This is a genomic window from Chloracidobacterium thermophilum B, assembly GCF_000226295.1.
GTDB lineage: Bacteria > Acidobacteriota > Blastocatellia > Chloracidobacteriales > Chloracidobacteriaceae > Chloracidobacterium > Chloracidobacterium thermophilum.
In genome coordinates this window covers 928,710-955,677 of sequence record NC_016025.1, presented here as the reverse complement: position 1 = coordinate 955,677, position 26,968 = coordinate 928,710, and the positions used below count along the sequence as shown (strand labels likewise).

The following is a 26,968-nucleotide window of genomic DNA, read 5'->3' as shown; positions in this document are numbered from 1 at the left end:
TGGTGCGTCCTGCTGTGCTTCTGGCTTTGTCTGTTGGGAGGGTGGGCGCAGCCGCAATCCCTTCCCCGTCCGGGAAAAATATCGTCGCCGCCAACCGCCGCAACGCCACTCAGCATAGCCCAGCCGGCGCTGCAAACCTACACCGACCAGCAGGGGCTGCCCCAGAACTCCATCCGGGCGTTGGTGCGTGACCAGCAGGGCCGACTCTGGGCGGCGACACAGGACGGCGCGGCCTATTTCGACGGCCGCCTCTGGACGCCGGTTGCTGTGCCACGCGCCTTGGGTTCCAACTTCGTGACGGCGCTGGCCGTGACCGGGGAAAGCGTCTGGTTGGGCACGCCCAACGGACTCTGTCGCTACGATGCGCTGGCGCATCCGTCCCAGCCATGGCGGACATTTTCTCTCGGCAGTGAACGTGCCAACAACATCACTGCGCTGCTGGCCATACCGGACGACAGGGCAGGAGGGCTGTGGATTGGCACGCATGACGGCCTGTTTCGCTTCCGGGATGAGCGGTGGGAGCGCCCGCCAGCGGCCCTGCCGCTCCAGGGCTGTGTGGTGCAGTGCTTGAGCGTAACCGACAAACCTGTGCCCTGCCTGTGGGTGGGGACGCAGGACCGCGGTCTCTGGCGGCAGGTGCTGGGCACAGAGCAGTGGGAACCATTGACAACCGCGGATGGCCTGCCGGCGAACAACATCACCTGCCTGTCCCGACGGCTGGCACCCGACAGCGTTTGGGTTGGCACCGTACGCGGCGCGGCGCTGGTGGTCGGCCGGCAGGTGCAGGCGTTGTCAGGAGTACCGGCGGAACTTGCGACGCTGTCCATTAACGCCATGCTGGAAGTCGAGGGCCCGGATGGCAGCCCCCTTGTGTGGATCGGCACGAATCAGGGACTGTACGCCCAAGCCGGCGGCCAGTGGCGGCGCTACGCAACAGCCCAGGGGCTGTCGAGTGACCTCGTGCGTTCCCTGTTCATCAGTCAACCCCGCAGTGGCGGGATTTGGATCGGACAGGGCGGCGGCGGTGGCGTGACCTACCTGCACCACGGTGCCTGGTGGTCGCTGTCAAAGGCGCAGGGGTTGCCTTCCAACATGGCCTGGTGTGCCGAAGTCTGGGACGCCGCCGATGGTACGGAAATTCTCTGGGCCGGAACGCTGGCCGGATTGGCCAAGTGGGAGCGTGGCACATGGGCAACCATTGGCCCTGAACAGGGCTTCCCGGCCGACAACGTCCGCACGCTGCTGACAACCGGGCAGCCGGGCCGGCGGGTGCTGTGGATTGGCACGGCCACGGCCGGTTTGTGGCAACTTGCAGAGAACAGACGCCCCTTGCGCGCTTCGCGTGTTGAATTCGTCCCGGCGGATGCCCACATTCATGTCCTGTGTCCGTCACGCGCTGCAACGACACCGGCGCGGCTGTATGTGGGAACCAACCGGGGGTTGCTGGCCCTGCGCCCCGATACGGGCGAAAGCGAGTCGTTGGGTCTCGAAAATGAAGCCGTGTACACGGTGGCAGAAGTGTCCGGCCCGGATGGGGAAGTGCAGCTCTGGGCCGGCCTTGACCAGGGCATTGCCTGCCGGACGGCGGCCGGGTGGAAGCGTTTTGAGCTTGGGCTGAGTGGGCAGCCGATGGTCAATGCCCTGCACGTGACCCGCGACGCCACCGGTCACACCCGGCTGTGGTGTGGTTTGCAGGGTGGGGGTCTGGTGTGTCTCGAACCGGGCGACCCCCCGCGCATCCTTGAACATCTCAACACCCGGACCACGCCGGCACTGCCCAACGATGTGGTGTATCACCTGTTCGAGGATGATCACCGCCGGTTGTGGGCGACGACCAACCGGGGGGTTGTGTGTCTGGCGCTGGACAGGGCGCAGGAAGGTCAGGAGCGTGTGCTGAAAACCTTTACCGTGGAAGACGGTCTGCCCAGCAATGAATGCAACTTCGGGCGCGCCGGCTGTGATCGCCGGGGCCGGGCCTGGGTGGGGACGGTGCGTGGCCTGGCTGTCCTCGACACACATATCTTTCCTGCCGAAGAGACACCGGGAAAACTGCTGGTGCACATCGCCACTGCGGAGGATACTCTGCTATCCCCGTCACCCGGGCTGGCTTTCCCGCATACGCTGCGCGACCTTTCGTTTCACTTTGTCCTGCCCGTGCTGCGGCGTGGGCAGGAGGTGATGTACCGCACGCAGCTTGCCCCTTACGATGCCGAACCGACCCCCTGGACAGGACGCACCCGGCGCGACTGCTCAAATCTGCCGCCGGGGAACTACACGCTCACGGTCTGGGCGCGGGATGCCACGGGGCAGATGGTCAGGCCCGTCACCCTGTCGTTTTCCATTCAGGCGGCACCGTGGCGGCAACCCTGGGCCTACGTGCTCTATGCCTTGGCGCTGTTTGGCTTTGGCTATGCCCTGTATGACCTGCGGGTACGCCAAATCCGACGCCATCAGGAACTGCGCATTGCGGCGCTGCGGCAGTTGCTCGACAGCACGCGCGTCATCAACTCGACTCTGGATGTGGGGGAAGTCCTGCGCAAGATTGCCTCGGAGAGCGCGCTGCTGGTACGGGGTGAGCCGGGCGGGATTGGCCTAATGGAGGGCGATACGCTGGTCTTTCGCCACGTCTGGAATGGAAAAGCCTGGGAAGATTGTGAAGTCCCCTTTCCGCTGGGCAAGGGGGTTGCCGGGAGTGTGGCGGCGACAGGGAAGCCACGGATTGTCAATGATGTCCGCACCTGCCCTGACCTGGCGCATCCTGACCTCATTGAGGTGTATGGGGTGCACGGCATCATGGACGTGCCTATCCGCAATCGCAGCGGCGCGACGATTGGCGTCCTTGACATTCGGCGTCCACTTGGACGGGAGCCTTTCACTGAGCAGGACTGCGACCTCATCGAAGGGCTGACCCATCAGGCGGCCGTAGCTATCGAGAATGCCACCATCAACCGCCAGCTCCGGGAAGCAGCTGAGCGGGCCGAGCGTCTCTACCGCCGTGAACAGGAAGTCGTGGCGCGGATGCAGGAACTCGATGTCATGAAAAACAACTTCCTGGCCGTGACCTCGCACGAGATGCGCACCCCGCTGACGGTCATCAAGGGCTTTCTCGAAGCCATGGCATTTGGCGCGTTTGACCCGCCTACTGAACGCCAGCAGATGGCTCTCGCCACCTGCCTGAAGACCACCGACCGGCTGGCGCGGATTGTCGAGGACATCTTCGAGGTGCTCAAGATTCAGGAAGGCTACATTGGTCTCCAGCGCGAGCCTGTCGTCGTCGAGTCGTTGCTGCGTGAGATTCTGCAGGAGGTCAGCGTCTTTACGTCCAGGCGCCGGCAGCAGGTGCTGTTCGTCGCCAGTGGCAACACCCAGATTGAAGGCGATGCCCACAAACTCAACCTGTCGTTTCTCAACGTCATTCAAAACGCCATCAAGTTCACCCCGGATGGCGGCGAGATTGCTGTAACCGTGACGGGCGGGGAAACATTCGTCACCGTTGAAATTGCCGACAACGGAATCGGCATTGATGCCGCCGATTTGCCTCACATCTTTGAGCGGTTCTACACCGGCCGGGATACCTCACGGCATTCGTCCGGGCGGTTTGAGTTCAACACGCGCGGCACAGGTCTCGGCCTCACTATTGCCAAAAGCTACATTGACGCGCATGGCGGTTGTATTGAAGCCACGTCGGAGGGGCCGGGCCGGGGCAGTCGCTTCACCATCACGCTGCCGCGCGTCCAGCCCCAGGAGGCTGAATCGCGCATCACGATGGCGATTGCCAGGATTGAATGAACGCCGGCAGCGCCGCCGGGAGGCAGCGCCTGTCCGGCAGAACCTGCCCGTAAAAGGTTTCCACCTCATGTGCGGACGCTACACGCTGACCACACCCCAGGAAGCTTTGATGACGCGCTTTGGTCTGACGACCGCCCAAGTTGCGCTGCGCCTGCGCTACAACATTGCGCCGACGCAGCCAGTGGCCGTCGTGTTTGACGACGCGCCAACCACGCTCTCCAGCGCGCGCTGGGGGTTGCTCCCGGCCTGGCAAAAGGACACTTCCGGGCCGCCGCTCATCAATGCCCGCGCCGAGACCCTGCGCACAAAACCTTCCTTCCGGGAAAGTTTCCGGCGGCGGCGCTGCTGGGTGCTCTGTGACGGTTTCTACGAATGGCGCAAGAACCAGGACGGCACACGGACACCGTTCCGGGCCGTCCTCAAGGACGGCGAGCCCTTTGCGCTGGCCGGCCTGTGGGATGAGCGTCCAGCCCCTGACGGCGGTGTGCTGCGTTCCTGCACGGTGGTGACGACGCAGGCCAACCCTCTGCTGGCAGCCGTCCACGAGCGCATGCCGGTCATCCTGTTGCCGGAAGAGGAGAGAATCTGGTTGGAAGCCAACGACCTCGACCGCCTCGAACGGCTGCTGCGCCCCTATCCGGCTGAAGCCATGCGGCTCTATCCGGTATCGCGCGCGGTCAATGTCGTGACCAACGATGACGCATCGCTGATTGCGCCGGTGATGCCGGAACCGCATCAGACCGGGCTGTTCTGAATGTAACCAGTGAGTGAACCGCGGCTGCCGGCTTCGGGTGGATGAGTTCTTTCAGGTAAGGCGAAGGCGGTTGACGCGCGCAAAGTGACCCGCCACGATAGTTGCCATCTGCCTGCGTCGGGCCGGCCCATTCCGGGTCGTGTCTGCCGGATGCGTCAATCCCTCTGAAAAGGTGTGTGTCATGGTGCTTCCTGCTGCTGCCACGTATTCGATTGCTTCCATCCTCGACCATCATGCCGTACATCGTCCTGACCGGCTGGCCGTCATCGCCGGGCCGGCCCGTTTGACCTATGCCCAACTTGCGGCGGCGGCCAATCAGATTGCCAATGGCCTGCGGGCGCGGGGCATCCAGCCCGGCGACCACGTGGCGCTGTCCTGTCCGAACATAGCCTACTTTCCCATGGCTTTTTTCGGCATTCTCAAGGCCGGCGCGGTGGTTGTGCCGCTCAACGTCCTGCTCAAGCCGCGTGAGATTGCCTATCACCTCAACGACTGTGACGCCAAAGCCCTGCTCTGCTTTGAGGGTCTCCCGGAACTGCCCATGGCGCAGATGGCGCAGGCGGCGCTTCAGGAGGCGCAGCTTTGCCAGACATTCGTGGTGATGCCGGCCAATCCCGAATCTCCACCTGCGCTCCCAGGCGCGATCACGCTGGCAGAGCTGATGGCTGGTCAGCCGCCGACCTGTGAGCGTCCGCCGGTCAGCCCGTTCGATACGGCGCTGATGCTCTACACCTCGGGCACGACCGGACAGCCCAAGGGGGCGGAACTCACGCACTGGCAACTCATTCTGAACTTCGTTCACCTGCGCGAACTGCTGCTGCCGACCGTGGATGTCCGAATCGAAGCCGACTTCAAGGTGCTTTCCACGGCCCCGCTCTTTCACGCCACAGCCCTCATTGCGCAGTTTGGTGTGGTGATGTATGCCGGCGGCACGTCGGTTCTGCTGCCGCGCTTTGATCCCAAACAAACCATTGAGACCATGATCGCCGAGCGCATCAATTCCTGGGCGGCTGTGCCGACGATGTACTGGGCGCTGCTCAACTACGCCAACGAGCACAACATTGATGTTTCACCCATTGCCGAGACGCTCAAAGTTGCCAACGTCGGGGCGGCTCCGATGCCAGTCGAGCTGATGCGCGCCTTTGGGGAGAAGTTCAAGACCCTTGTGCTGGAAGGCTATGGAATGTCCGAAACCGGCGTGCTTTCCTACAACCAACTCACCAAGCCGGCGAAACCGGGGACGGTCGGGCAACCGCTGATGGGGATTGAAATCCGGGTTCACGACGAAAACGACCAACCCGTGCCGACCGGCACGGTGGGCGAAATCGTCGTGCGCGGCCACTGCGTGATGAAAGGCTACTACAAGCGGCCCGAAGCCACAGCGGAAGCCATGCGCAACGGCTGGTTTCACACTGGCGACCTGGGCTTCATAGATGAAGATGGCTACATCACCATCGTTGACCGCAAGAAAGACCTCATCATCCGTGGCGGCTACAACGTCTATCCCCGCGAAATCGAGGAAGTGATGATGACGCACCCGGCCGTTTCGCTGGTGACGGTCATTGGCGTTCCCGATGAGCGGCTGGGCGAGGAAGTCAAAGCCTATGTTGTCCGCAAGCCGGGCGCCACGATCACAGAAGACGAACTCCGCGACTGGTGCAAAGAACAGATGGCCGCGTATAAATACCCGCGCCTGATTGAGTTTCGCACGGAGTTGCCGATTGGTCCGACGGGCAAGGTGCTCAAACGGGCGCTGCGCGAGGGGCTGGCGCAGGGGTCGGCCGGTGCCTGAAGATGTGAGCGCCTGACGGCGTAGCGCACTGACACGGTTGAGACGGGTGAGAGGACGATGCCTTCCGGCCGAACGCATGATCTGGTGACGTACGTCCTGGCCATACCCACGGCCGTCGGGTTGTTCTTTCTAACGCGCCACGTGGGGCTGACGGTGCTGGGGACAGCGACGATGCTCTTCGGCGGACTGATGTTCGGCCCCGACCTCGACACGCACAGCAAGCAGTACACGCGCTGGGGCATCCTGCGCTGGTTATGGTATCCCTACAAAAAGCTCTTTCCGCACCGGTCACACTGGACACACGGCCTGCTGTGGAGCACCTGGCTGCGGGTGGGCTACTTCACGCTGGTGATGACCCTGGCGCTGGCCGCTGTGCTCTACGTGCGGGCGGTCTGGATTGACGGACTGCCGGCCGATGGCGATCAAGCCGTACGGACCCTGCAAACAGCCGGGCATCACATGTCGCGTCTGTTCCGCGCCGTGGACGGCAAGGTGTGGCTGGTGGCTTTCATCGGCTTGTGGTGGGGCGCGGCCACACATACGCTGACCGATGTGATCGGGAGCACGCTCAAGAGCATGTTCAAGACGTTTTAGCCTGGGGCACATCCGGTCAGCGTGAGTCTGGCCGGTCAGCGTGAGTCTGGAAGGAGAGCGTGAGCCGGCGGCGGGGGCTGCCGGCAGCCGACACTATGCTGCGGAAATGGTTGATTGGAATGGTGATGGGGTGGTGCCTGTGTGGTGGCACCCTGTTGGCCCAGTCGCCGATGGCCACGGGAAAGCTGGAAGGGCGCGTCGTGGCGCGTGAAAACAAACAGCCGCTGGCCGGCGCCAAAGTGACCCTGACCCGCTCGGTGACAAAGGAAACCTATACCGGGGAGACCGGCGCCAAAGGGGAGTTTCACCTGGACGGCCTGCCGCCGGGCAACTACGTGGTCGAAGTCGAAGCCGAAGGCCGGTCGGCGGCGCGGCTGAATATCCTGCAGACCGTTGAGGGCGGAAAGACGACGGTCATCAAGCGTCCCTTCGAGCTGGAAGCCGAGCGCACCTATTCGGTGATTCGCGGCGCAGTGTTCAACGAGCACGGTCTGACGATGCCCAACGTGACCGTCGTTGCCGAGCGGGTGTCGGCGGCGGATGCCAGTCTCAAGCCGGGCAAGGTTGGAACCACCACGACCAACGGCGCCGGTGAGTTTGCCTTCCGGTTTCCCGGTGGGGAAGCGGTGTACCGTATCACGGCGACAGCCAGGGGCTACCGCCCACAGACCAAGGAACTGGATGTGCAGAAGCGGGAAGCACGCAACATGGCCTTTCAGCTCGAACCGGAGAAGCGCCGGCCATGACCGATCTCCTGCCTTTTGCTGAAGCCGTCGCCCGTGAGGCCGGGGCGTTGCTGCGTGAGCGGTTTGGCGCGCCCCTCGATGTGCGCCACAAAGGGCGGATTGACCTCGTCACCGAAGTGGATGTGCTGGCCGAGCAGTGCATCCGCCGTCGCATTCAGGCGCGCTTTCCAGACCATGCCATTCTGGCGGAGGAAAGTGGATTGACGGAAACTGCGTCAGCCTTCCGGTGGATTGTGGACCCGTTGGACGGCACGACCAACTATGCCCACGGGTATCCGTTTTTCAGCGTCGCCATTGCTGTCGAGTGGCAGAGGGAAATCATCGTCGGTGTGGTGTATGACCCGCTCCGCGATGAGCTGTTTTCGGCTGCCAAGGGGCAGGGCGCCCAGTGCAATGGCCGTCCGCTGCACGTTTCAGACGTAACAAGTCTGGAACAGGCATTGCTTGTCACTGGATTTCCCTATAATGTCAAAGCGTCGCCACAAAAAAACCTGGATCACTTCAGTGCTTTTCTTGACGTTGCGCAGGCTATCCGGCGCGACGGATCGGCGGCACTCGATCTGGCGTATGTGGCGGCCGGGCGTTTCGATGGCTTCTGGGAGCTGAACCTTGCGCCGTGGGATATGGCCGCCGGCAGTTTGCTCGTTACCGAAGCTGGAGGGCAGGTCACGGCTTTCAGCGGGCAGGCGTTCAGTCCGTATGTGCCTGAGATTGTGGCCAGCAATGGGCATCTCCACGCGGCCATGTGTCAGGTGCTCATGAAATCAACTCCGCAGTAAGCGATGGAGGGCGGCCGGGCTGTTCAGCCCGGTCTGGCAAGCGAGGCATCAATGTCAGAGAGTTCGGAAGTGCCAACCATCAAAACGGCTCGGCTCGATGTGGAGTCCCTGGGGTGGCTCGCCTCGTCGGATGAACAGTTCGCCACGCTGCTCGTGTTGGAGGGTGCTGCCGTCAAGCAAACCTATATCCTCGACAAACCGACGACAGTTATTGGGCGTTCCCCGCTGGTGACAGTATCGCTTGTCAATGACGCCGTGGCTTCCCGTGAGCATGCCAAAGTGATGCTCGACCTCGAAGCCGCTGGTGAGTCTGACCGGCGGCGCTACTTCCTCATTGATCTGGGCAGCACAAACGGTACGTTTCTCAACGGACGGCGGCTCGCTCCCCAGGAACGCTGCCTGTTGTCGGATGGCGACCGTTTTACGATTGGCTCCCACACCTTTGTCTTTGTGCTTCCGCTGCGCAGCGGATCGAAGTTTCTGACCGGGGACCTGAGCCGGATTTCCGTTTTTGATGTCATCCAGGTGGTGGAAGCCAACCGGTTGACGGCTGCCTTCACCGTACGCGCCACCCATGGGCAAAGCGGCTGGCTCGGCTTCAATGAAGGTCTCATCGTCACCTGCGAGGTGGGTCACTTGCGCGGACTGGAAGCCTTCCGCAAGTTCGTGAGCTTCACCGAGGGATTTTTCGAGGTCGAACGTTCGACCAAGCCCTTTCCGGTTACGATCACGGCCGGAAGTAACACCAGCCTGACGCTCGACATTCTGCGTGAACTCGACGAAGCCAACGCCGGGCTGTCCGGAAACACTGAATCTTCCTGAGTCCGTGCGCGCTCTCTGGTTGGTATTGCCGCTTTCGCGCATTCACTTTTTGCCACAAAGGTGTAGTCAGCCCACCGGGGAGTGAAGGGTGATCCGGCGGTTTCCGTCCTGCAGTTCATCGAGATAAACCCGCCACGTCCGGTCCTCGCCGGCAGCAAGCGTGGGCAACACCGGGCCGAGCCGTTCCGGCCACTCGATGGCCACGATGCCGGGTTGCCCCAACAGCTCCGCCAGGGCGATGGCCTCGGCCGCACCGGGGCCAGTCGGCAGGCGGTACAGGTCCACGTGCCAGAGCGTGCCGCCCGGAAAGGCATGCGCCTGAACGAGGGCAAAGGTCGGGCTGGTGACTTCCGCCGGGTCGAGACCGAGCGCTGCGGCCAGACCTTTCACAAACTGCGTTTTTCCGCTGCCGAGTTCCCCGCTCAGTAACACCACCCGCCCCGTGGGTTCAGGCCACGCCGCCAGACGCTCGCCCAGGCTGTAGCCCACAGCGAACGTCTCATCCGGACTGTGGCTCAGGTAGATTTGTTCGTTCACCGGGCTGACCGCAGAAAGGAGAAACGGGGCAGGTGGTTTTGCCTGCCCCGTCGTTGAGGGTTGTGAGGTTCAGGGCCTCCCGTTATTCGGGGCGTTGGGCCCCTTCTGGGACGACCGTCACCACGACGCGGCGGTTGTTGCCACCCGGGGCCTCGGCGGCCCGCTGGTCATCGAAGATGCGCAGCTCAATGCGGTTCGGGTCAACGCCCTTGCCCACCAGGTAGGCCCGGACATTGTCGGCCCGCTTCCGCGCCGTGCCGCGCTTCTCGCCCTTGTCGGAATGGCCGTCCACGATGACCTGCGCCGTCGGGTCGCTCTGGATGCGGGTCACCACTTGGTCAAGCAACGCCTTGCACTGGTTGTCCACTCGCGCCACGTTGCGGCGGAACGGCGGGTTGGCCAGTGTGCCGTCGCAGGCGACAGTGTATGCCTGCGGCGGTGGTGGCGGCGACAGGATTTCAATCGCCGTCGAGGCCTCGCCCGTGCACTTGCCATCGTCCACCGTCACAGTCACGATGACGCGCCCGGCCGAAAGCCCGGTCGTGTCGAGTGTGACATTGGCGCCACTACCCTGGATGCGCCCGGCCGAGGTCGTCCAGCGGTAGGTCAGCGGATCGTCATCGGCGTCACGTCCCACGGCCGAGAGGCTGATGGGGGCGTCGGAGCCTTCCTTGACCTGCGTGGGTGAAGCCGTCACCGTCACCGTCGGGCAGGTGTTCTTCTCGATGGTGAGTTCAAGCGAGGCCGTTGCTGTAGCACAGCAGAGGTCTGAAACCGTGACCGTCACCGTGGTTGTACCGGCGCGGTCCGTGGGCGGAACATAGGTCACATTCGGCCCGGTGCCTTCAATCCGTCCGACGCTGGCCGTCCAGTTGTAGGTCAGGTTCGTGTCATACGGATCGGGGTCGCTGGCCACGGCCGTCAGGCGCGCCCGTTCGGTGGTCTTGAGGCGCGTCCGGTCAGAGGACAGTGTAACCGTTGGCGGCCGGTTGTTGGCGCAAGGGTCGGGTGCTTCGACCGTCTGCACCCGCCGCCGGTAGCCAATGACCGCGTTCACGACGAAACCGTTGACATCACCCCGGTTCGAGCCGCGTTCCGAGTTGGCATTGTTCAGCAGCCGCCGGTAGCCGCCGCCGAAGCTGAAGTGAACCGACTTGTCATTGCCGGTTGGCGTGAAGCGGGCGCCAACGGTCAGGTCGAGTGGATTGACCGGGTTGAGATTCGGCGTGCCACTCCCGTAGTAGATGTTGGAGGTGATTTCACCGATGGCCTGGAAGTATTTGTTGACGGCCACATCCACCGCGCCGGAGGCGATGAAGATGTTGCGCCGGTCAAGGTAGCGGATGTTGTTGGCGGATGGATCACCAGCTTTGACCGCACCAAGGTTGCCGGTAAAGGTGAAACGCCCGGCACGCACGGCCGGGACGAGGATCACACCGTAGTCCACCGCGCCCGGTCCGCCACCACGCACCACGCCGTTGCCCGTGCCACGAAAGATGCCGTTGGCAAAAGAGGTCGGGATGTTCACGAAGCCGACAATCGCCAACCCAAGTGGATTTTCTGGATTGGTGAAACGAAACTTGGCGCCGAGTGTTGTGTTACCGCTGGTGTATTCACTGCTGGCCAGGAAGGGAAAGTCATTCAGGTAGCCAGGCAGATTGCCAATCAGTCGCTGGTTGAGACCTGTGCCGACAATGCGCGTTCCGCTTTGCACCAGCCCCGGCAGCACCCCGCCAACGGCGGCGCCGGCGTTGGAGATGTTGGTTGTGCTTGGCCCGATGAGGCCGACGAAAGGCGCGCCAGCTGAAGAGCCGGGTCCCAGGGGCACCGGCCCGGCCAGCGTTCCCGGAAAGCGTACATTTGGCAGGAAGAACCCGCTGATCTCGCGGCGCTGGTCAGCGACAAGCTGCTGCCGGAAGACCGAAGCGGCAAAGAATTCCAACCGATCTGTGAGGCCGACAGCACCGCTCACAATTTGTTGACTGATGTCCACGTTGCCCGGTTCACGGTCGAAGTTGTTGTAGTAGGCCGCGATATTAAACTCGCCCCGCTTCAGCGTTGAGGCATCATAGACCGTAAACAGACCGGTGCCGCCGGTGACGGTCGGGTTGAGCGGGCGGTCCTGCTCGCGCGCCGATTGCGCCATGACCGTCGCACTGCCCAAAAACATGCAGGCGAACAGCGCAAGCCAAGTACGGTGTCTCATCCTTATATCTCCTCCTGGTCACATGACCAGTTGATGTTGTTCCAACCTTGTCACGTTCGCACGATACAAAAAAGCAAAAAAGACCTTCATCATTTTCAGGCCCATCAACCAGTGGGCTGCCTCGTGCAACGCTTTTGGTGACAAAACTTGGGCGAAGCTAACACAGCCAACTCCCGGAAACCAAGTTTTATCGCTTCCGGGTCTCGGGCACTTCAGGCAGGACCGCCCTGGAGTCGCTTTCCAGAAGGCGCAAAAGCTCCCGGAGTCGTGCGGGTATCAGGCGTAGATGCCCCGCATCTTGGTTTCGTAGGCTACACGGTCAATGGCCAGCATGTACGCCGCCGTGCGCATGTTCACCTTATGCTTTTCGGCATAGCTGAGGACATCGTTGAAGCTGGACACCATCGTGTCCTGCAGGCGCTCGTTGACAAAGTCTTCCTTCCAGAAGAAGCCCATGCGGTTCTGCACCCACTCGAAGTAGGAAACCGTCACGCCGCCGGCGTTGGCGAGGATGTCCGGGATGACGAAAACGCCCTTTCTTTCAAGCACTTCGTCGGCGGCTGCCGTCGTCGGCCCGTTGGCCCCTTCGCACAGGATGCGGCACTTGATCCGTTCGACATTCTGGGTCGTGATCTGGTTTTCCGTCGCCGCCGGCAGGAGTACTTCGCAGTCGAGTTCGAGCAACTCCGCATTGGTGATGAGTTCGCCGCCCTCAAAACCCTCGAAGGTCTTGTGTTTGCGCAGGTGAGCAAGCGCCGCCGGAATGTCCAGCCCGTTCGGGTTGTAGAGTCCGTGGCGAATTTCCGAGATGCCGATGACCTTGAACCCGGCCTCGTGCAACAGGGTGGCGCCGATGCCGCCGACATTGCCTGCGCCCTGGACGACGATCCGGGTTTCCTCCGGCTTGAGGTCAAATTTCTTGCAGGCTTCCTGGATGACGAACAGCAGTCCCCGTCCGGTGGCTTCCCGCCGGCCCCGCGAGCCGCCGAGTTCAACGGGCTTGCCGGTGACGACGGCATTGACGGTGTGGCGGGCATGCATCGAGTAGGTGTCCATCACCCACGCCATGACCTGCTCGTTGGTGTTCATGTCCGGCGCCGGAACGTCCCGTTCGGGTCCAATGATGTCAAGAATTTCAGCCGTGTAGCGCCGGGTAAGGCGTTCGAGTTCCGTCAGGGACATCTTGTGCGGGTCACACACAATGCCCCCCTTGCCGCCGCCGTAGGGAATGTTGACCACAGCGCACTTCCAGGTCATCCAGGCTGCCAGGGCGCGGACCTCATCCAGCGTCACGTCGGGCGCATAGCGGATGCCGCCTTTGGCCGGCCCACGGGCAAAGTTGTGTTGGACGCGATAGCCCACAAAGACTTCATAGTGACCGTCATCCATCATGGTCGGGATGTACACGGTCATTTCGCGTGTGGGGCAGCGCAGGATGCGATAGATGTTCGGGTCAAGGTCGAGCAGTTTTGCCGCATTGTCGAAGCGCGACATCATGGACTCGAACGGGTTGTCTTCCTTGAAATTACGGGCGTCATCAACAAAAGCGTTTGGCATGGGACGTTCCTCACGAAATGATGGCGGTCAGAGTGTCCTCGAAAGTGCGGACGGCGATTCGGTATGACGTTCGGTATGACAGGCCGCGGCATGGCTGGCCGCAGCAGGGTTGAGCGAGCCGCTGCGAAAGCCTTCAAGGTCGAGGGTGATGAAGCGAAAGCCAAGGGGTTTGAGCGCCGCCACCAGCCGGGCAGCCATCGCTGGATTGAGCGCACGGGACAGCTCGGCAGCACCCACTTCAATCCGGGCCACATCCGCGTGGTGACGGAGGCGCACCTCACGAAACCCCAGTGCGCGCAACGCCTGCTCGCCGCGCTCGATGGCCGTGAGCTTGCCAATGGTCACCGGCTGCCCATGCGGAATCCGCGACGCCAGACAGGGTGAAGCCGGCTTGTCGGCCATGGGTAACTCCCAGTGCTGCGCGCGCTCCCGAATGTCCGTCTTGGTGAACCCAAACTGCGCCAGCGGACTGCTGACGGACTGTTCGGCCGCCGCGCGCTGTCCGGGACGGAAGTCGTTCATATCATCAGCGTTGGTGCCATCGCAGACCACACCGATGCCTTCCTGCCGGGCCAGAGACCAGAGCTGGCCGAAGAGTTCCTGCTTGCAGAAGTAGCAGCGTTCAACCGGGTTGGCGCGGTAGGCCGGATGGTCGAGTTCGTGGGTTTCCACAAACACATGACGCATTCCATAGCGCGTCACGAATTGCGTTATGGCTTCCCGTTCCAGGCGGGCCAGACTGGGGCTGTCGCCCGTGACCATGAGGGCTTGCGTGCCTAATTCCTGATGGGCCAGGAAGGCCAGATAACCGCTGTCCACACCACCCGAAAGCGCCACAATGAGGCGTTGCGCCTGGCGCAACCACACCCGGAGAGCCTGTTCTTTGTCGGCGGCAGCGTGACCGGCTAAGGAGGGGGATGAAGCAGCGTCCACGGAAGCATAGCCCCGTTGGTCGAAAGATGCGCGAAGCGTGCGAAATCATACGCCCGCCATCTGCGCAAGTTCAAGCCCTCGCCTGCGATGCAGAAAAGTCAACAACCGGGCATATCCTCAAAGCCACCGGGACAACACATCCACCAGCCGGGCAGCTCCCACCCGGACGTCGCCCCGCGCCACAGAGGCGCGGGTATGCCGACGCATGGCCTCGACAGCCTGCGGGTGATCGAGACAAAAGGCCAGCGCCCGGTGGATGTCTTTCGGGTGCGGCTCAACGAACAGGCCGTTGACGCCAGCCTCGACATAATAACGCGCTGCTTCGACGCCGCGCGTGGTGATGACCGGCATCCCCGCGCCCAACGCTTCCGGGATCACCAGTCCCCAACCCGCATGAAAACTCGGCAGTACCAGCACGTCCGAAGCGGCAAACGGCCGCAGACGGTCGTTCCAGGTCGCAAACTCCCGGTCGAAGCTCACCGCCTGCGCCAGCGCCGGGCAACGCGCCATGGCCTGCCGAATCCAGCGTTCTTCGTCTCCAGTGCCTGAAACACACCAGTGAAAGCGGCCGGGATGCGTCTGCGCCAACTTTTCAAAGGCCGCCGCCAGACCACGGATGCCATGCTGCGCTGCCAGCCGGCCGGAAAAGAGAAAGTGGAGAGTGTCCCGCGCCGGCCGGTCGGGAATGGCGAGCACCGGGCGTAAATCCTGATAGTACGGGAAAAACACGGCTGCTTCGGGGTCGCGCAACAGACGCCGGTAAAACTGTACGGCGCGGTCGCCAACAGCCAGAACAAAGGTCGGAGGCATCCGCCGCCAGAGTTGGGCGTAGTAGGCCCGGCGCGCCAGATGCTTGAGCCGGCCATCGCGCATGGGCTGTTCGGCAAAGACGCCAAAAACCGCACCGGTACGCCGGCAGTAGGCAAAGGTGGCTTCGTACGCCGGCCCCCGCCCGTAACCGCAAATCACAACTTGCGGACGGTAGCGGTCAAACCAGTCCCGCAGGAAGTCCGTCACCGGCACGTCGGCCGGGCGGCGATGCGTATCCGGGCGCTCGGCCGCTGTGTTCCAGTGCGCCCCGTGGTTGGCAAACTGGGAGGTTTCGAGATAGGCGGCGTGGAACGCCACCTGTCCCAGGTCATTGACGGCCGCCGTCAGCTCGGTCATGAACGGCGACACATAGCTGGTGACAAAAAGAACAACCGGCGGCTGGCGCATCATTCCGTGACCGTCTGAAAGCCGGCCAGGGTGGCGGCAATTTCAGCATCGAGCACCGCTTCTTCGGGCGGCGACCATCCCAGCCGGCGCAGGGTGGTGGTGTCCACATGAAACGGAACCCGGAAGGCATCCGTCCGGTTGCCCGTGGTCAGTGCCACTTCCCATTGGTACTGCCGGGCGGCAACCTGTTGGATGCGTTCGGCCAGCGTCCGCAGCGTCATGGCCTGGCCGGCCGCCAGATGACACTGCCGGGGCCAGGAAGGGGCATCGAGCAGGCAGTGAATGGCAGCCAGCGCCGCCGGGATCGGCAAGAAGTCCCGGTAGGCCAAACCATCGGTCAGCAGCGTCAGGGCGCGTTGGGTGACAACCTGCCGGCAAAGGTCAAGAAAGATGAGCCGCTGCTGCGGTCCCAGGTCCATGTGCGCCGGCCGCCCCACGAGATTCGTCGGACGCACAACCAGCACGGAAGGTAGGGCTGCCTCGGCCAGACGGGCCTCGCAGGCGGCATGAACAAGGCCATACGGATGCGTCGGCGTCGGCGGGTCGTCCTCCCCGTACCAGGTGCGCGGCGTTTCAGGCGACGGCGCGCCATAGACGTGGAAGGTCGAAAAATGTATCAGCCGACGCGCGCGCCCGGTGGTGACGAGGTGCAGTGCCTGTTCCACCGTGGTCAAGGCCTGCTGCCGGGCGGTTTCCGGCTGTGCGGCAGCTTCGGCTGCGCCCGGTGTCGCCAGATTGAACACGGCGGCATAGTCGGTTTCCGCCGGCAGCCGGGACGTTTCGGCCGCGTCATAGAACTGCCAGGTGATGCGTCCGACCTGGCGCGCCAGCCACCGGTCACGCGCGGGGGAGCGGCGGCGGCCGGTGATGACAACCCGCCCGCGTTGGGCAAGGTCTTCCGCCAGCCGCGCGCCAAAGTAGCCGGCTCCGCCAATGAGGAGATACACCGGTTCAGCCATGCCTGGACATGTGCCGGAACTCATCCGTGGCGGATGTCCCAGCGGTAGGGAATGCGGTCGGTGAACGGGTCCATCCGTTCGATTTCCTCCGGGTCATGGGGCAGGGTGGCACAGTTGGCCACGATGGCCGTTTCCGTGCCAATGCCTTTGAAGCCGTTCCAAATCCGGGGCGGGATGGTCACGAGGGCGTAGTTGCCGTCCCCGATGAACAGCTCCATGAGTTCGCCACGGGTCGGCGAGTGCTCCCGGTCGTCGTAGAGCACGAGCTTGATGCGCCCGACGATGACGGCGTAGTTGAGCGTCATTGCCTTGTGGATGTGCCAGGCCTTGATGGCTCCCGGATAGACACAGGAAAAGTAAATCTCGCCGAACCGCTCGAAGTGCGGCGCATCAGCCCGCAGCATGTGCATGATCTTGCCGCGTTCGTCAGGAATCTGCCGCAGGGGGCGCACGGCCACGCCGTCAATCATGGTTCAAAGTCAAGCTCCCGTCAGATTTCGGTCTTTCCAGAGGCGGTCCTGCTCATCGAGGAAGGCACGATACCACGCAATGGTGGCGCGCAGGCCGTCCTCCAGCGGACGCCGGGGCGTCCAGTGGAGACGCTCCCGCGCCTTGGAGGCATCCAGGTACTGCGAGTGAATTTCGCCCACGGCCGTATTGCGGATGTCGAGCGGAATATGCCGGCAGTCCATCAGGTCCTGAATCCGCTCTACAAGTTCCAGCACCGTCAGAGGCCGTTCGGGACTGAAGTTGAACCCTTCCCCTGCAACGCCGGGCCGGTCAAGGTAAACGGCCAGCCGCAGGTAAGCGTCAACCACGTCCTCGACATAGAGGTAGTCACGGACGTACGTGCCGTCACTGCGGATGACAGGGCGTTCACCCCGCCAGAAGGCGCGGATTGTGCCCGGTACGATGCGGCTCCAGTTCAGGTCGCCGCCGCCGTAGATGTTGCCGCACCGGGCAATGGCCACCGGCAGGCCGTAGGTGTGGTGATAGGCGGCTGTGATGAGGTCGGCACAGCTTTTGGCCACTTCGTAGGGATGCTGGCCGCGCAGCGGCATGGTCTCGACATAAGGCAAGGTTTCAGCCGTGCCGTAGGCCTTGTCGCTGGAAGCCACCACGATGCGCTGAACGAAGGGCTGTCCCCGCCGGCAGGCTTCGAGCAGGTGATACGTGCCACGGACATTCGACTCGAAGTTCTCCAGCGGATTGCGGTGCGCCGCTCCAACGATGGTCTGCGCCGCCAGATGAAACACGGTGTCGGGTTCGTGGTCGTGGAGGGCGCGTTCGAGCGTTGCAAAGTCTTCCAGCCGGCCGTTGACGACGGCGACGCGCCGGAGGTCGCCGGAGCGCAGCAGTTCGGATTGCGGATCGGCATCCCGGATGAGGGCAATGACCTGCGCGCCTTGGGCGAGCAACGCCTTGACCAGCCACGACCCGACCAGACCTGTGGCCCCGGTAACAAACACCCGCCGGTCGCGCCAGAAGTTCACCAGATTTTCCACGGGGCCTCGCCGCTCCTCCACAGGTCGTTCAGAAGTTGAAACTCGCGCGGTGTGTCCATGGGTTGCCAGAAGCCATCGTGCCGGAAGGCCATGAGTTCGCCATCCCGCGCCAGGGCTTCGAGAGGTTCCTTTTCGAGCATGAGGTCATCGCGGTCGGGAAAATACCGCTCCAGGACATCCCGGTGAAAGACAAAAAAACCGCCGTTGATGTAGCCGCCGCTCACCTGGGGCTTTTCGTTGAAAACGCGCACGTGGCGGTGGTCATCCAGCACGAGTTCGCCGAAACGTCCCGGCGGGCGGACGGCCGTGACCGTTGCCAGCCGCCCGTGCTGCCGGTGGAAGGCGAGCAGGGCGGTGATGTCCACGTTGCCGACGCCATCCCCGTAGGTCAGGCAGAACAGCTCGTCCGTTTCCAGATAGCGGCGCGCCCGGCGGACCCGCCCGCCGGTCAGGGTGTCCTCCCCGGTGTTGAGCAGCGTCACCTGCCACGGCTCGGCTGGCGTCCCGTGAAAGGTGAGGCGGCGGTCGCCGGTTGCGGACAGGTCCACCGTCACGTCACATTCATAGGCGGCGAAGTTGAGAAAATACTCCCGGATGACCGTCCCTTTGTAGCCCAGCAGCAGGACAAACTCGGTCAGGCCGTGCGAGGCGTAAAGTTTCATGACATGCCACAGAATCGGATGCTCGCCAATCGGCACCATGGGCTTCGGGATGGTTTCGCTCACCTCCCGCAGGCGTGTCCCTCGTCCGCCACAGAGAATGGCAACTTTCATGACAGAGCGTTCCTTGGCTTAGTACGGGGCGTCGCCGGGTGTGGTCAGTGCCGGGTCAGCCGCCCACAGCTTTGCTGATGGTAATGCCATAGGTTTTGCACTTGGCATAGAGGCTGGGACGGCTGATGCCAAGTTCCTGCGCCGTCCGGGTGACATTGCCGCCGTGGCGTTTGAGGCTTTCGGTGATCAGGTGGCGTTCGAGCAGCGCGACGGCGTCGGCGAGTTTTGGCGGGATGTGCCCTTCCGGGAAAATGGTTTCCAGTCCAGCTTCGGTCGGCGGGCTGGTGGACGGCACGGTAAAGTTAAACGACGACGGGGTAAGCAGCTCCCGGTCATCGGCCAGTGCGACGACACGCTCGATTTCATTCTGCAACTGCCGGACGTTGCCCGGCCAGTCATAAAGGGTCAGCGCCGTCAGGGCTGCTTCGGACAGCGTCACTGTCTTTTGGTTGCGCGCTGCGGCTTCCTGAAGGAACGCCTGGGCCAACACAGGGATGTCAGCCCGCCGTTCGCGCAGCGGCGGCAGGGCGATGTTGAGGACATTGAGCCGGTGAAACAGGTCCTCCCGAAAGTTGCGGGCGGCGACTTCCCGTGCAAGATCGCGGTTGGTGGCGGCAATGACCCGTACATCCACGGCCATCGCCCGGTCAGCGCCGACCGGGTGGACTTCCCGTTCCTGAAGAAAGCGCAGGAGTTTGGGTTGAAGGTGCAGTGGCAGCTCACCAATTTCATCGAGGAAGAGTGTTCCGCCGTCGGCGGCCCGGATGACCCCCAGGGCATCTTTGTCCGCCCCGGTAAAGGCCCCCTTCTTGTGGCCGAAGAGCTGGCTTTCGAGCAGTTCGGACGGAACAGCCGCGCAGTTGAAGGCGACAAAGGGTTTGTGACGCCGCGCCGAGGCGCGGTGAATGGCGCGCGCCACGACTTCCTTGCCAGTGCCGGACTCGCCGGTGATGAGCACCGTCACGGAAGCATCCCGGATGCGCAGAATCCTTGCGGCAATCTCGCGCATCGCTGGCGAGACGCCAATGAGTCCCAGTTCAGACAGAGTAGCATCATCCACGCGCACTTCGCTGACTTTCTGGGCGGTGGAGAGTTCCTCCACCACAGCCCGGAGATGACATAGCTCCAGGGCCGTGCCGGCCAGACGCAGCAGGGAATGAATGAGTGGCTCGATGTCCGGTTTGAGCCGTCCCAGATGAACCCACAGGCTGCGCGGACGATGCGGCGAAAGATGGGTTTCGGTCTGCCAGAGACACTCGAAGCGGATGGAGTCGCTGTGGGGCGTGTCCGGGTGCTGGAGGCGTCGTCTCAGAAGGGTGCGCAAATCCTGAACGGTTTCATTTTCCAGCCCACGGGAGGTGATGACCAGGACATCCCCTTCGACATTTTCGGCAAAGACGGCGACGGCGATCTTGTAGCTGTCAATGATGGCGGCGAGTTCACGGGCGACGGATTCGGTCGAAGCCATCGCCGTTGTCAGACGCTCAACCTGGGTGGTGTTGAGACCGGGCAGGTCCTGCAGGGTCACGGGCGTGCGCCGGCTGAGTTCGACCAGCGCCGCTTCCGCGGCCATCAGGTGGGGAGCCGTCCCAAGATGCCGGAAGATGCTGATGGCCGTTTCGAGCCATTCCCGCTGCTGCATGAGAGGAATGCCCTCACCTACGGCCGTCCCAATATCGAAGTAACCCAGGGCCACCTGCCAGGCGAAGTTGAGCGATTCGAAGCCGTGGATACTGCGCAGCAGCGCCACGAGTCCGGTTGTTGTATCCCCCTGTGCCAGAGCGAGTTTGCCGCTGATCCGCTCTACGTGGGCTTCAAGCAGCGGATTGGTCGTACGGGCCGCCAACTCGCGGGCAACTTCAAAAAAGCCTTGGGCCCCGGCAAGGTCCCCCTGCGCGAGACGGGTTTCGGCCAGCCGCAGGTTGGCGTAAGCCACCCGGCTGGGTTGGTTCATCTTGATGAACAGGTCGCGCGCCGCCGCAAAGTTGTTTTCGGCGTCGGCGTAGTTTTGCTCCAGCAGGTCGGTTTCACCAAGGGCATCGTGGTATTCGGCCAACAGGCTGCGGCTGCCGGATTGTGACGCCAGCATGTTGGCGTCGGCCAGCGCCAGGCGGGCGTCGGAAAACTTGCCACGCCGGGCCGACAGGCGGCTCATGGTAATAAGTGTTGAACAGCGGATGGAGGGATCGCTTTCGCTAATCAGGTAGTCCGCCTGTTCGAGCAGGTCCTCGGCCTGGTCCCAGTTGCCGGTGGCAAAGTGAATTTCGGCGACATTGCGGTAGCCATTGGCCAGCAGGCGCGGGTCATTCGTGGACATCCAGTGATCAAGCGCCCGCTCGTGGATCATGAGGGCAATCTCAACATTGCCGCACTCAAAGGCGATGACCGCCTGGCTTGCCCGCAGGTGTCCGAGAATGGTCTGTCCGAAGGGCGTGTCGGCCTTGGGGGAGTTGGTCAGCGCCACAATGCCACGCTCCGAAACCTCCTGGGCTTCAGAGGTACGTCCCAGCAGATTGCAGACGTAGGTCAGCGCCCAGCAGGCTTGTGCAAAGGCGCGCAGGTTTTTGGTCCGCCCGAGCACTTCAACGGCCTGCCGCAGGGCGTCGTAGGCCATTTCGTATTCATCCAGCAGCCAGTAAGCGTAGCCGATGACCGCTGCGGCTTCGCCGGCGCATTCGTCATCATTGACCTTTTGGGCAAGTTCCTGCGCCTGCTTGGCGAGGTGAATGGCCTGCGGCGCATCGTTCGTCCAGCGGCAGAGGCTGGCCCGCCGCAGCAGCACCTGGGCTGCAATGTCATCCGGCAGCCCTTCCATGCTGATTTGGGACAATTGCTGCTCCGCCGCACTGTAGTTGCCCAGCACTTCCCACTGTTCAGCAATTTGACAGCGGCGCAGCGAGTCGAGCGGTGGCAGGGAAATTGAAAGCAGGTCTTCGAGTTCCTTGAGGGCGGCCAGCGGGTCGCGTCCCGAAACGTCCCCAATGTTCTGAGTGATGCGCCCTATGGCGGAAAGGTCATCAGCCGGTTGCAGGTCAAAGTAACGCATAGTGCCAGGTTGTGGTCAGGCAAGCCTGATGTGGTGAAACATGTTCATTCGACAGTCATCTGTCCGGGACATTGACGCACGAAACCCAGAGAGTCTCTGTGAGACAGTTATCGCCAACGTGGAAATTGTGTTGACACCTTTATCTAAGGCTTTTCTTGCAAAGACTTTGCGGTTTGTCCCGGCGTCGGCGGAGGGCGACATCGAATGAAGGAAGCGTGTGGCGCGGAATTTGCACCAGGACTCGGTTGAGCCGCAGGCACCGCGACAAACACGGCGGCTGAGTTCGGGTTCGGTTCTGGAGCGTAACACGATGGCGCGATTCTTTCACGGTCTGACACGCACTGTCATCCTGGTTTGCCTCACCTTTCTGTTCTGTGGCACAGCGACGCTCGCCGGCGAAGTGGCAGGTGACCGTGCCCATGCCTTGTCTTCAGCCGGAGCTTCCCGGCAGCCGGCGCTTGGCATGAAAACGATTGCGCCAGCCAGTGTGAAGTCCGGTCGGCGGTTTGTCCGGCGCAAATCCTGCCGGGTTTCCTGCCGGGCGCATGTGCGCCGGACAGGTAAGACCACCAGCAACCGGGCCGCGCGCCAGATGTGGTTGGGCAGAACCCGTGTCGGGGAGCGCGCCCTGGCGGCCCGGAAGGCTAAGAGTCCAGTCAAGTTGACGGTTGCGGCAAAGAAAGCGGCACCGACGGCCGTTGTCTCCCGCACGACCCGGAAACCGGCCGCCGTTGACGTTGCGTTAGCGGTTCCGCCTGCTGTGGGTGATGGCATCCAGGTTGCCGAAAGTGTGGCCGTTGCCGAAAGTGTGACCTACGAGTTCGCCGGGTACTCCGCCACAGCCGACGGGGCCACCGTCAAGCTCTGGTACAGCCATGCCTACACCGTCCGGTCGCCTTACGCCTACCTTGGCCGGATGCCGGTTGGCGGCCGTGAAGTTCACGTCTGGATGGAAACCGCCGGTATGCTGCTGGCCAGCGCCGTCACCGAACCGGCACAGGAACCCCTGCCCGACGTGGCCCGGATGATGGAACGTTTCCCCGACGGTGGCCTGGGGGTGGTGGTGGCCGGCTGGGACGACTTCGCACCGCCAGTGGAGCCGGCCGTGGAAGTCGTGGAGTTCACGGAACCCGGTCGGTAATTCTCTGGATACCCACACGCCTCATTTCCTTTCGTCATGCGGGCAGGATGCCCGCGCTCCCAAGCTCGTGCGGGCGAGACGCCCGCGCGCCCGGTTCTTGCATCGGGGGCGGCTCTCTGGTATTCAGATTATTCCTATTTACTGATTCCTGTGTGCCGGTAGGATGCCCCTGTGCCGCCCATGCTCGAAGCCGTCCACCTCACCAAAGCCTATGGTGAGCGCATCGTCCTGGATGACCTCAACCTGCAGGTTGCCCCCGGCGAGATTTTCTGCCTGCTGGGTGCCAACGGCGCTGGCAAAACAACCACCATCAACCTGTTCCTGAACTTCATTACGCCGACCAGGGGCGAAGCCCGCATCAACGGCTATGTCGTTGCCGAACATCCCATCGAAACCAAGCAGTGGCTGGCCTACATCCCGGAGCAGGTCATGCTGTATCGAAATTTTACAGGACTTGAAAACCTCGACTACTTCAGTGAGCTGGCCGGAAAACACTACACCAGGCGCGAACTTCTCGACTGGCTGGCCGGTGTTGGTTTGTCTGCCGAGGCTGCCGAGCGGCGCGTAGCCACGTACTCCAAAGGGATGCGCCAGAAGGTCGGCATCGCCATTGCCCTGGCCAAAGAAGCCAAAGCCCTTCTGCTGGACGAACCAACTTCGGGACTGGACCCACAAGCTGCCAATGAGTTTTCACAACTGCTGACCCGGCTGGCCGCCCAGGGCATGGCCGTCCTGATGGCGACCCACGATCTGTTCCGCGCCAGAGAAATCGGTATGCACATCGGCATCATGCGCCAGGGAAAACTGTTGACGACCCTGACCGGCACTGACCTGACACCCCAGGCGCTTGAACAGCTTTATCTCGACTACATGCGGAACTGAACCCCGCCACCGGGGAGAACCGAACAATATGGCTGGATGGTTGATCATTGCCCGGCAGGAGTTCCGAGGCCTGCTCCGCGACCGCCGCTTTCGCTGGCTGTGCAGCGCCGTTGGACTCTGCCTTCTGGCCGTCCTCATCGTCGGTTGGCAACAGACGCAGACGGTTCGCGCCCAGCGCACTGCCGCGAACGCTGTCGCCCGCGAGCACTGGGTGACACAGCCGCCGAAGAATCCCCATGCGGCGGCCCACTACGGCGTCTATGCCTTCAAGCCCCAGACGGCGCTGGCGTTCGTTGATATTGGCGTGGATGAGCACGCCGGCGTCGTGGCTTTTCTCGAAGCTCACAAACGCCATGATCTCACCGGCGCTGCCGCCCAGGATGGACGTACCCAACGCCTGCTCGCGCTCACCGCCGCCGGGGTGTTGCAGTACCTGCTCCCGCTGCTCATCATCGTCCTGGCCTTCGACGCCCTTGCCGGCGAACGCGAACACGGTACGCTGCGCTATCTCCTCAGCCTTGGCGTTCGCCCCCGGACGCTGCTCGCGGGCAAGCTGGCCGGCATCGGGGCCGCCCTGGGTGTGGCGTTGCTGCCGGCTGCGGTCAGTAGTTTCCTGCTTCTGTGGTGGCTGGAGGATGCCCCGTGGGATTTCGTCCGCCTGGCCCTGATGGTGGTCAGCTATCTGCTCTACGGTTTCATCTTTCTGGCGCTGACCCTGGCGGTGTCGTCCCGTTGGTCAGCGCGGATGACACTGTTGGGTATGTTGACATTCTGGGCGGTGAGTAGTTTTGTCGTGCCGCGGATGGTGACTGACCTGGCGGCCCGCTGGTATCCGACGCCCGCCCGCGCAGCTTTTGATGCCGCCGTCGCACACGACATCAGGCAGGGGATTGATGGTCACAATCCCCAGGAAGAACGACTCAAAGCCTTCGAGGCCAGGTTGCTGGCCCAATACAACGCCAGGCGTCTCGAAGACTTGCCCATCAATCCGGCTGGCTTGCTGATGCAGGAAAGCGAAGAGCACAGCAACCAGGTCTATGCCCATCACTATGCCCGCCTGTGGTCAGCATTTGAGCGGCAGGTGGCGCTGCACAACGCCGCCGCCGTCGTCGCGCCGGTGCTGGCCGTCCGCAGCCTCTCGATGGCCCTGGCCGGAACGGATGTCTTCCACCACCTGGACTTTGCCGACGCCGCCGAGCGCTACCGCCAACCGCTCATCAAAACCCTCAACGAAGACTGGGCCTACAACTCAACGCTGGCGACGGATGAAACCTACGTTGCCGATACCCGGCTTTGGACGAGTGTCCAGCCTTTTACCTACACCCCGCCGCCGCTGACGCTGGCGCTGAAACGGCAGTGGTTGGCGCTGGCCTGGCTCGGTGGTTGGTTGGGTTTCTCCCTTCTGGCGCTCTCCAGCGCAGCACGCGGTCTGACAGCGACAACCTGAACCGGCAACCTTGTTTCCATGATGCACGCAAAACTTTGGCTGTCCGTCTTCCGGCACGAGTGGCAGCACCTTCTGCGGGAAAAGAGTCTGTGGCTGGTTGGGCTGGTCCTGTCTGGCCTGTGTGTCTTCGGGGCTTACAACGGCCTGCGCTGGACAACCTTCCAGCAAACGGCCAGCGCCGCGTTCCAGAAGTCCGCCGATGAGCGCCTGACCGCCTACCGTGAGGCCGTGGCCGCATTGGAGCAAAAGCAGGCGCCGGACCGTGAATTCGACGCACGCCGCCCGTTGATTGCTGGTATGTTCCGGGTCTTTCAACCGGCCGTGCTGCCGCCTGCGCCCCTGGCAACCTTTGCCATTGGCGACCGCGACCTGCGTCCCTACGCCTTTCGCATCACCATGCGCGAGGCAGCCGTACAACCCGACCCGGAAAACCCGCTCCATGCGGCAACCGGGTGGTTTGACATCGCCTTTGTGGTCACCTTCCTGCTGCCGCTCATGGTTTTTGCTTTTGGTTACGATGTGCTGTCGGGCGAACGTGAGCGGGGAACGCTGGCGCTGGTGTTGGCGCAGCCCATCACCCCCTTTGCGTTGCTGGTGACAAAGCTTGCGGCCCGGGGCGTCTGGCTGGTGGGAACCATGTGGGGGGCGGGCCTGCTGGCCTTTTTGCTGACCGAAGGGCCATCGGGAGCGGCCCTGCTGCGGCTTGTCCTCTGGATGGGGCTGGTCGCGGTGTATGTCTGGCTGTGGCTGGCGGTGGTGGCTGTCGTGGCGGCTGGCGGGTGGGCTTCGGCAACGAACGCCGTGGTGTTGTCAGTGGTGTGGTTGGTGTGGGGCCTTCTCATTCCGGCGGCTGGTGCGGGAGTCGCCAACGGGTTGGCTCCCGGGCCGTCCCCCATCGAACTCGTCAATGCACGGCGTTCGGCTGACCGCGCCTTTGAGGCCAACGAAAAGGAACTGACAGCCCGCTACCTTGCCGCCCAAGGTGCACCGACGGCGCTTCCGCCAGAAGACTTCTCCCTGCAGGCGCTGGCGCGATTGGCTGCCATAGAGTCCGACATGCGTCCGTTGTGGGAATCCGAGGAACAGGCGCGCCGCCGTCGTCACCAATGGCGTTCGCGCCTGGCGTGGCTTTCACCAACAGCCCTGATGCAGTCGCTTCTGGATGGGCTTTCCGGCGTGGATGCCGACCGCTGGCTGGCGTTTTACGACCAGGTGTTGGCTTTCCAGAAGACGTGGCGTGAACGGTTTGCGCGGCGCGTCCTGCCCAACGACCTCATTCGCGCTGAAGAAGTGCCAACCTGGCCGCGCTTCACCCTGCGCGAACCGCCTCTTTCGGCGTTGTATCCGCACCTGGCCCTGGCTGGTGGTTTGTGGTTGGGTCTGGGGGGCGTCCTGCTTTGGGTGGCAGGCACGCGGGCTGGGAGTGCGGGCATCCTGCCCGCACGATGAGGTTGAAAATCAGGCGCGCGAGACGCGCGCGCTCCCAGG

The 26,968-nt window shown here is 63.0% G+C and carries 21 protein-coding genes; 11 read left to right on the top strand and 10 right to left on the bottom strand.

Annotated features, from left to right (window positions below):
• The first annotated feature begins 33 nt into the window (after positions 1-33).
• The 7 genes from CABTHER_RS14950 to CABTHER_RS16360 all read left to right on the top strand — a co-directional run bounded on the left by CABTHER_RS14950 (position 34) and on the right by CABTHER_RS16360 (position 9,276).
• On the top strand, positions 34-3,789 hold the full coding sequence (locus CABTHER_RS14950; RefSeq protein ID WP_014101525.1) for an ATP-binding protein: 3,756 nt from the start codon (positions 34-36) through the stop codon (positions 3,787-3,789).
• A gap of 67 nt (positions 3,790-3,856) precedes the next feature.
• The gene (locus CABTHER_RS14945) at positions 3,857-4,543 is read left to right on the top strand and encodes an SOS response-associated peptidase (protein ID WP_041570249.1); all 687 of its coding nucleotides are present in this window, start codon (positions 3,857-3,859) and stop codon (positions 4,541-4,543) included.
• A 181-nt stretch (positions 4,544-4,724) separates the two neighbouring features.
• Positions 4,725-6,335, top strand: coding sequence for a long-chain-fatty-acid--CoA ligase (locus CABTHER_RS14940; RefSeq protein WP_014101523.1), 1,611 nt, complete (start codon positions 4,725-4,727; stop codon positions 6,333-6,335).
• 57 nt (positions 6,336-6,392) lie between these two features.
• Positions 6,393-6,929 carry a metal-binding protein gene (locus CABTHER_RS14935; protein WP_014101522.1) on the top strand — a complete coding sequence of 179 codons (537 nt, stop codon included), beginning with the start codon at positions 6,393-6,395 and terminating at the stop codon, positions 6,927-6,929.
• Positions 6,930-6,988: 59 nt separating this feature from the next.
• Complete coding sequence (locus tag CABTHER_RS14930) at positions 6,989-7,675, top strand: carboxypeptidase-like regulatory domain-containing protein (protein WP_187288459.1); 687 nt, start codon at positions 6,989-6,991, stop codon at positions 7,673-7,675.
• Positions 7,672-8,454: an inositol monophosphatase family protein gene (locus CABTHER_RS14925; RefSeq protein WP_014101520.1), complete on the top strand. Its 783-nt coding sequence runs from the start codon at positions 7,672-7,674 to the stop codon at positions 8,452-8,454. Before CABTHER_RS14930 ends, CABTHER_RS14925 begins: the two co-directional genes overlap by 4 nt.
• Positions 8,455-8,505: 51 nt before the next feature.
• Complete coding sequence (locus tag CABTHER_RS16360) at positions 8,506-9,276, top strand: FHA domain-containing protein (protein WP_187288458.1); 771 nt, start codon at positions 8,506-8,508, stop codon at positions 9,274-9,276.
• A 66-nt stretch (positions 9,277-9,342) separates the two neighbouring features.
• Here CABTHER_RS16360 and tsaE read toward each other — a convergent pair whose 3' ends face one another.
• The 10 genes from tsaE to CABTHER_RS16355 form a co-directional block, all read right to left on the bottom strand.
• Entirely contained in the window at positions 9,343-9,813 is a 471-nt protein-coding gene (gene tsaE, locus CABTHER_RS14915) for a tRNA (adenosine(37)-N6)-threonylcarbamoyltransferase complex ATPase subunit type 1 TsaE (protein ID WP_014101518.1), read from the bottom strand.
• Between the two features lie 82 nt (positions 9,814-9,895).
• Positions 9,896-12,019, bottom strand: a complete 2,124-nt coding sequence (locus tag CABTHER_RS14910; RefSeq protein ID WP_081464988.1) for an OmpA family protein — start codon at positions 12,017-12,019, stop codon at positions 9,896-9,898.
• A 276-nt stretch (positions 12,020-12,295) separates the two neighbouring features.
• Positions 12,296-13,576, bottom strand: coding sequence for a Glu/Leu/Phe/Val family dehydrogenase (locus tag CABTHER_RS14905; RefSeq protein WP_014101516.1), 1,281 nt, complete (start codon positions 13,574-13,576; stop codon positions 12,296-12,298).
• Between the two features lie 27 nt (positions 13,577-13,603).
• Complete coding sequence (gene larE / locus CABTHER_RS14900; protein WP_081464987.1) at positions 13,604-14,509, bottom strand: ATP-dependent sacrificial sulfur transferase LarE; 906 nt, start codon at positions 14,507-14,509, stop codon at positions 13,604-13,606.
• Positions 14,510-14,626: 117 nt separating this feature from the next.
• Complete coding sequence (locus CABTHER_RS14895; RefSeq protein WP_041570038.1) at positions 14,627-15,730, bottom strand: glycosyltransferase family 4 protein; 1,104 nt, start codon at positions 15,728-15,730, stop codon at positions 14,627-14,629.
• Positions 15,727-16,686, bottom strand: a complete 960-nt coding sequence (locus tag CABTHER_RS14890; RefSeq protein ID WP_014101513.1) for an NAD-dependent epimerase/dehydratase family protein — start codon at positions 16,684-16,686, stop codon at positions 15,727-15,729. The genes CABTHER_RS14895 and CABTHER_RS14890 overlap by 4 nt, the downstream gene beginning before the upstream one ends.
• 20 nt (positions 16,687-16,706) lie before the next feature.
• A complete protein-coding gene (locus CABTHER_RS14885) occupies positions 16,707-17,156 on the bottom strand; it encodes a dTDP-4-dehydrorhamnose 3,5-epimerase family protein (RefSeq protein WP_014101512.1) in 450 nt (149 codons plus the stop codon).
• A gap of 9 nt (positions 17,157-17,165) precedes the next feature.
• Positions 17,166-18,191, bottom strand: a complete 1,026-nt coding sequence (locus tag CABTHER_RS14880) for a GDP-mannose 4,6-dehydratase (RefSeq protein WP_014101511.1) — start codon at positions 18,189-18,191, stop codon at positions 17,166-17,168.
• Complete coding sequence (gene rfbF / locus CABTHER_RS14875) at positions 18,176-18,964, bottom strand: glucose-1-phosphate cytidylyltransferase (protein ID WP_014101510.1); 789 nt, start codon at positions 18,962-18,964, stop codon at positions 18,176-18,178. The genes CABTHER_RS14880 and rfbF overlap by 16 nt, the downstream gene beginning before the upstream one ends.
• Before the next feature lie 55 nt (positions 18,965-19,019).
• Positions 19,020-22,010 carry a sigma 54-interacting transcriptional regulator gene (locus CABTHER_RS16355; protein ID WP_014101509.1) on the bottom strand — a complete coding sequence of 997 codons (2,991 nt, stop codon included), beginning with the start codon at positions 22,008-22,010 and terminating at the stop codon, positions 19,020-19,022.
• Positions 22,011-22,320: 310 nt separating this feature from the next.
• Here CABTHER_RS16355 and CABTHER_RS14865 point away from each other — a divergent pair, with 310 nt between their 5' ends.
• From CABTHER_RS14865 to CABTHER_RS16350, 4 genes are all read left to right on the top strand, one after another.
• On the top strand, positions 22,321-23,151 hold the full coding sequence (locus CABTHER_RS14865; protein ID WP_014101508.1) for a hypothetical protein: 831 nt from the start codon (positions 22,321-22,323) through the stop codon (positions 23,149-23,151).
• 180 nt (positions 23,152-23,331) lie between these two features.
• Positions 23,332-24,033: an ABC transporter ATP-binding protein gene (locus CABTHER_RS14860; RefSeq protein WP_014101507.1), complete on the top strand. Its 702-nt coding sequence runs from the start codon at positions 23,332-23,334 to the stop codon at positions 24,031-24,033.
• A gap of 28 nt (positions 24,034-24,061) precedes the next feature.
• Complete coding sequence (locus tag CABTHER_RS14855; protein WP_014101506.1) at positions 24,062-25,480, top strand: DUF3526 domain-containing protein; 1,419 nt, start codon at positions 24,062-24,064, stop codon at positions 25,478-25,480.
• An 18-nt stretch (positions 25,481-25,498) separates the two neighbouring features.
• On the top strand, positions 25,499-26,929 hold the full coding sequence (locus CABTHER_RS16350; RefSeq protein WP_014101505.1) for an ABC transporter permease subunit: 1,431 nt from the start codon (positions 25,499-25,501) through the stop codon (positions 26,927-26,929).
• Positions 26,930-26,968 lie beyond the last annotated feature (39 nt).

Coding starts and splice junctions, on each gene's coding strand:
- CABTHER_RS14910 (WP_081464988.1), bottom strand. CDS start 12,019: ATGAGACACCGTACTTGGCTTGCGCTGTTCGCCTGCATGTTTTTGGGC.
- CABTHER_RS14940 (WP_014101523.1), top strand. CDS start 4,725: ATGGTGCTTCCTGCTGCTGCCACGTATTCGATTGCTTCCATCCTCGAC.
- CABTHER_RS16350 (WP_014101505.1), top strand. CDS start 25,499: ATGATGCACGCAAAACTTTGGCTGTCCGTCTTCCGGCACGAGTGGCAG.
- CABTHER_RS14905 (WP_014101516.1), bottom strand. CDS start 13,576: ATGCCAAACGCTTTTGTTGATGACGCCCGTAATTTCAAGGAAGACAAC.
- CABTHER_RS14860 (WP_014101507.1), top strand. CDS start 23,332: ATGCTCGAAGCCGTCCACCTCACCAAAGCCTATGGTGAGCGCATCGTC.
- CABTHER_RS14945 (WP_041570249.1), top strand. CDS start 3,857: ATGTGCGGACGCTACACGCTGACCACACCCCAGGAAGCTTTGATGACG.
- CABTHER_RS14855 (WP_014101506.1), top strand. CDS start 24,062: ATGGCTGGATGGTTGATCATTGCCCGGCAGGAGTTCCGAGGCCTGCTC.
- CABTHER_RS14890 (WP_014101513.1), bottom strand. CDS start 16,686: ATGGCTGAACCGGTGTATCTCCTCATTGGCGGAGCCGGCTACTTTGGC.
- CABTHER_RS16355 (WP_014101509.1), bottom strand. CDS start 22,010: ATGCGTTACTTTGACCTGCAACCGGCTGATGACCTTTCCGCCATAGGG.
- CABTHER_RS14925 (WP_014101520.1), top strand. CDS start 7,672: ATGACCGATCTCCTGCCTTTTGCTGAAGCCGTCGCCCGTGAGGCCGGG.
- CABTHER_RS14865 (WP_014101508.1), top strand. CDS start 22,321: ATGGCGCGATTCTTTCACGGTCTGACACGCACTGTCATCCTGGTTTGC.
- CABTHER_RS14885 (WP_014101512.1), bottom strand. CDS start 17,156: ATGATTGACGGCGTGGCCGTGCGCCCCCTGCGGCAGATTCCTGACGAA.
- CABTHER_RS16360 (WP_187288458.1), top strand. CDS start 8,506: ATGTCAGAGAGTTCGGAAGTGCCAACCATCAAAACGGCTCGGCTCGAT.
- rfbF (WP_014101510.1), bottom strand. CDS start 18,964: ATGAAAGTTGCCATTCTCTGTGGCGGACGAGGGACACGCCTGCGGGAG.
- CABTHER_RS14895 (WP_041570038.1), bottom strand. CDS start 15,730: ATGATGCGCCAGCCGCCGGTTGTTCTTTTTGTCACCAGCTATGTGTCG.
- CABTHER_RS14935 (WP_014101522.1), top strand. CDS start 6,393: ATGCCTTCCGGCCGAACGCATGATCTGGTGACGTACGTCCTGGCCATA.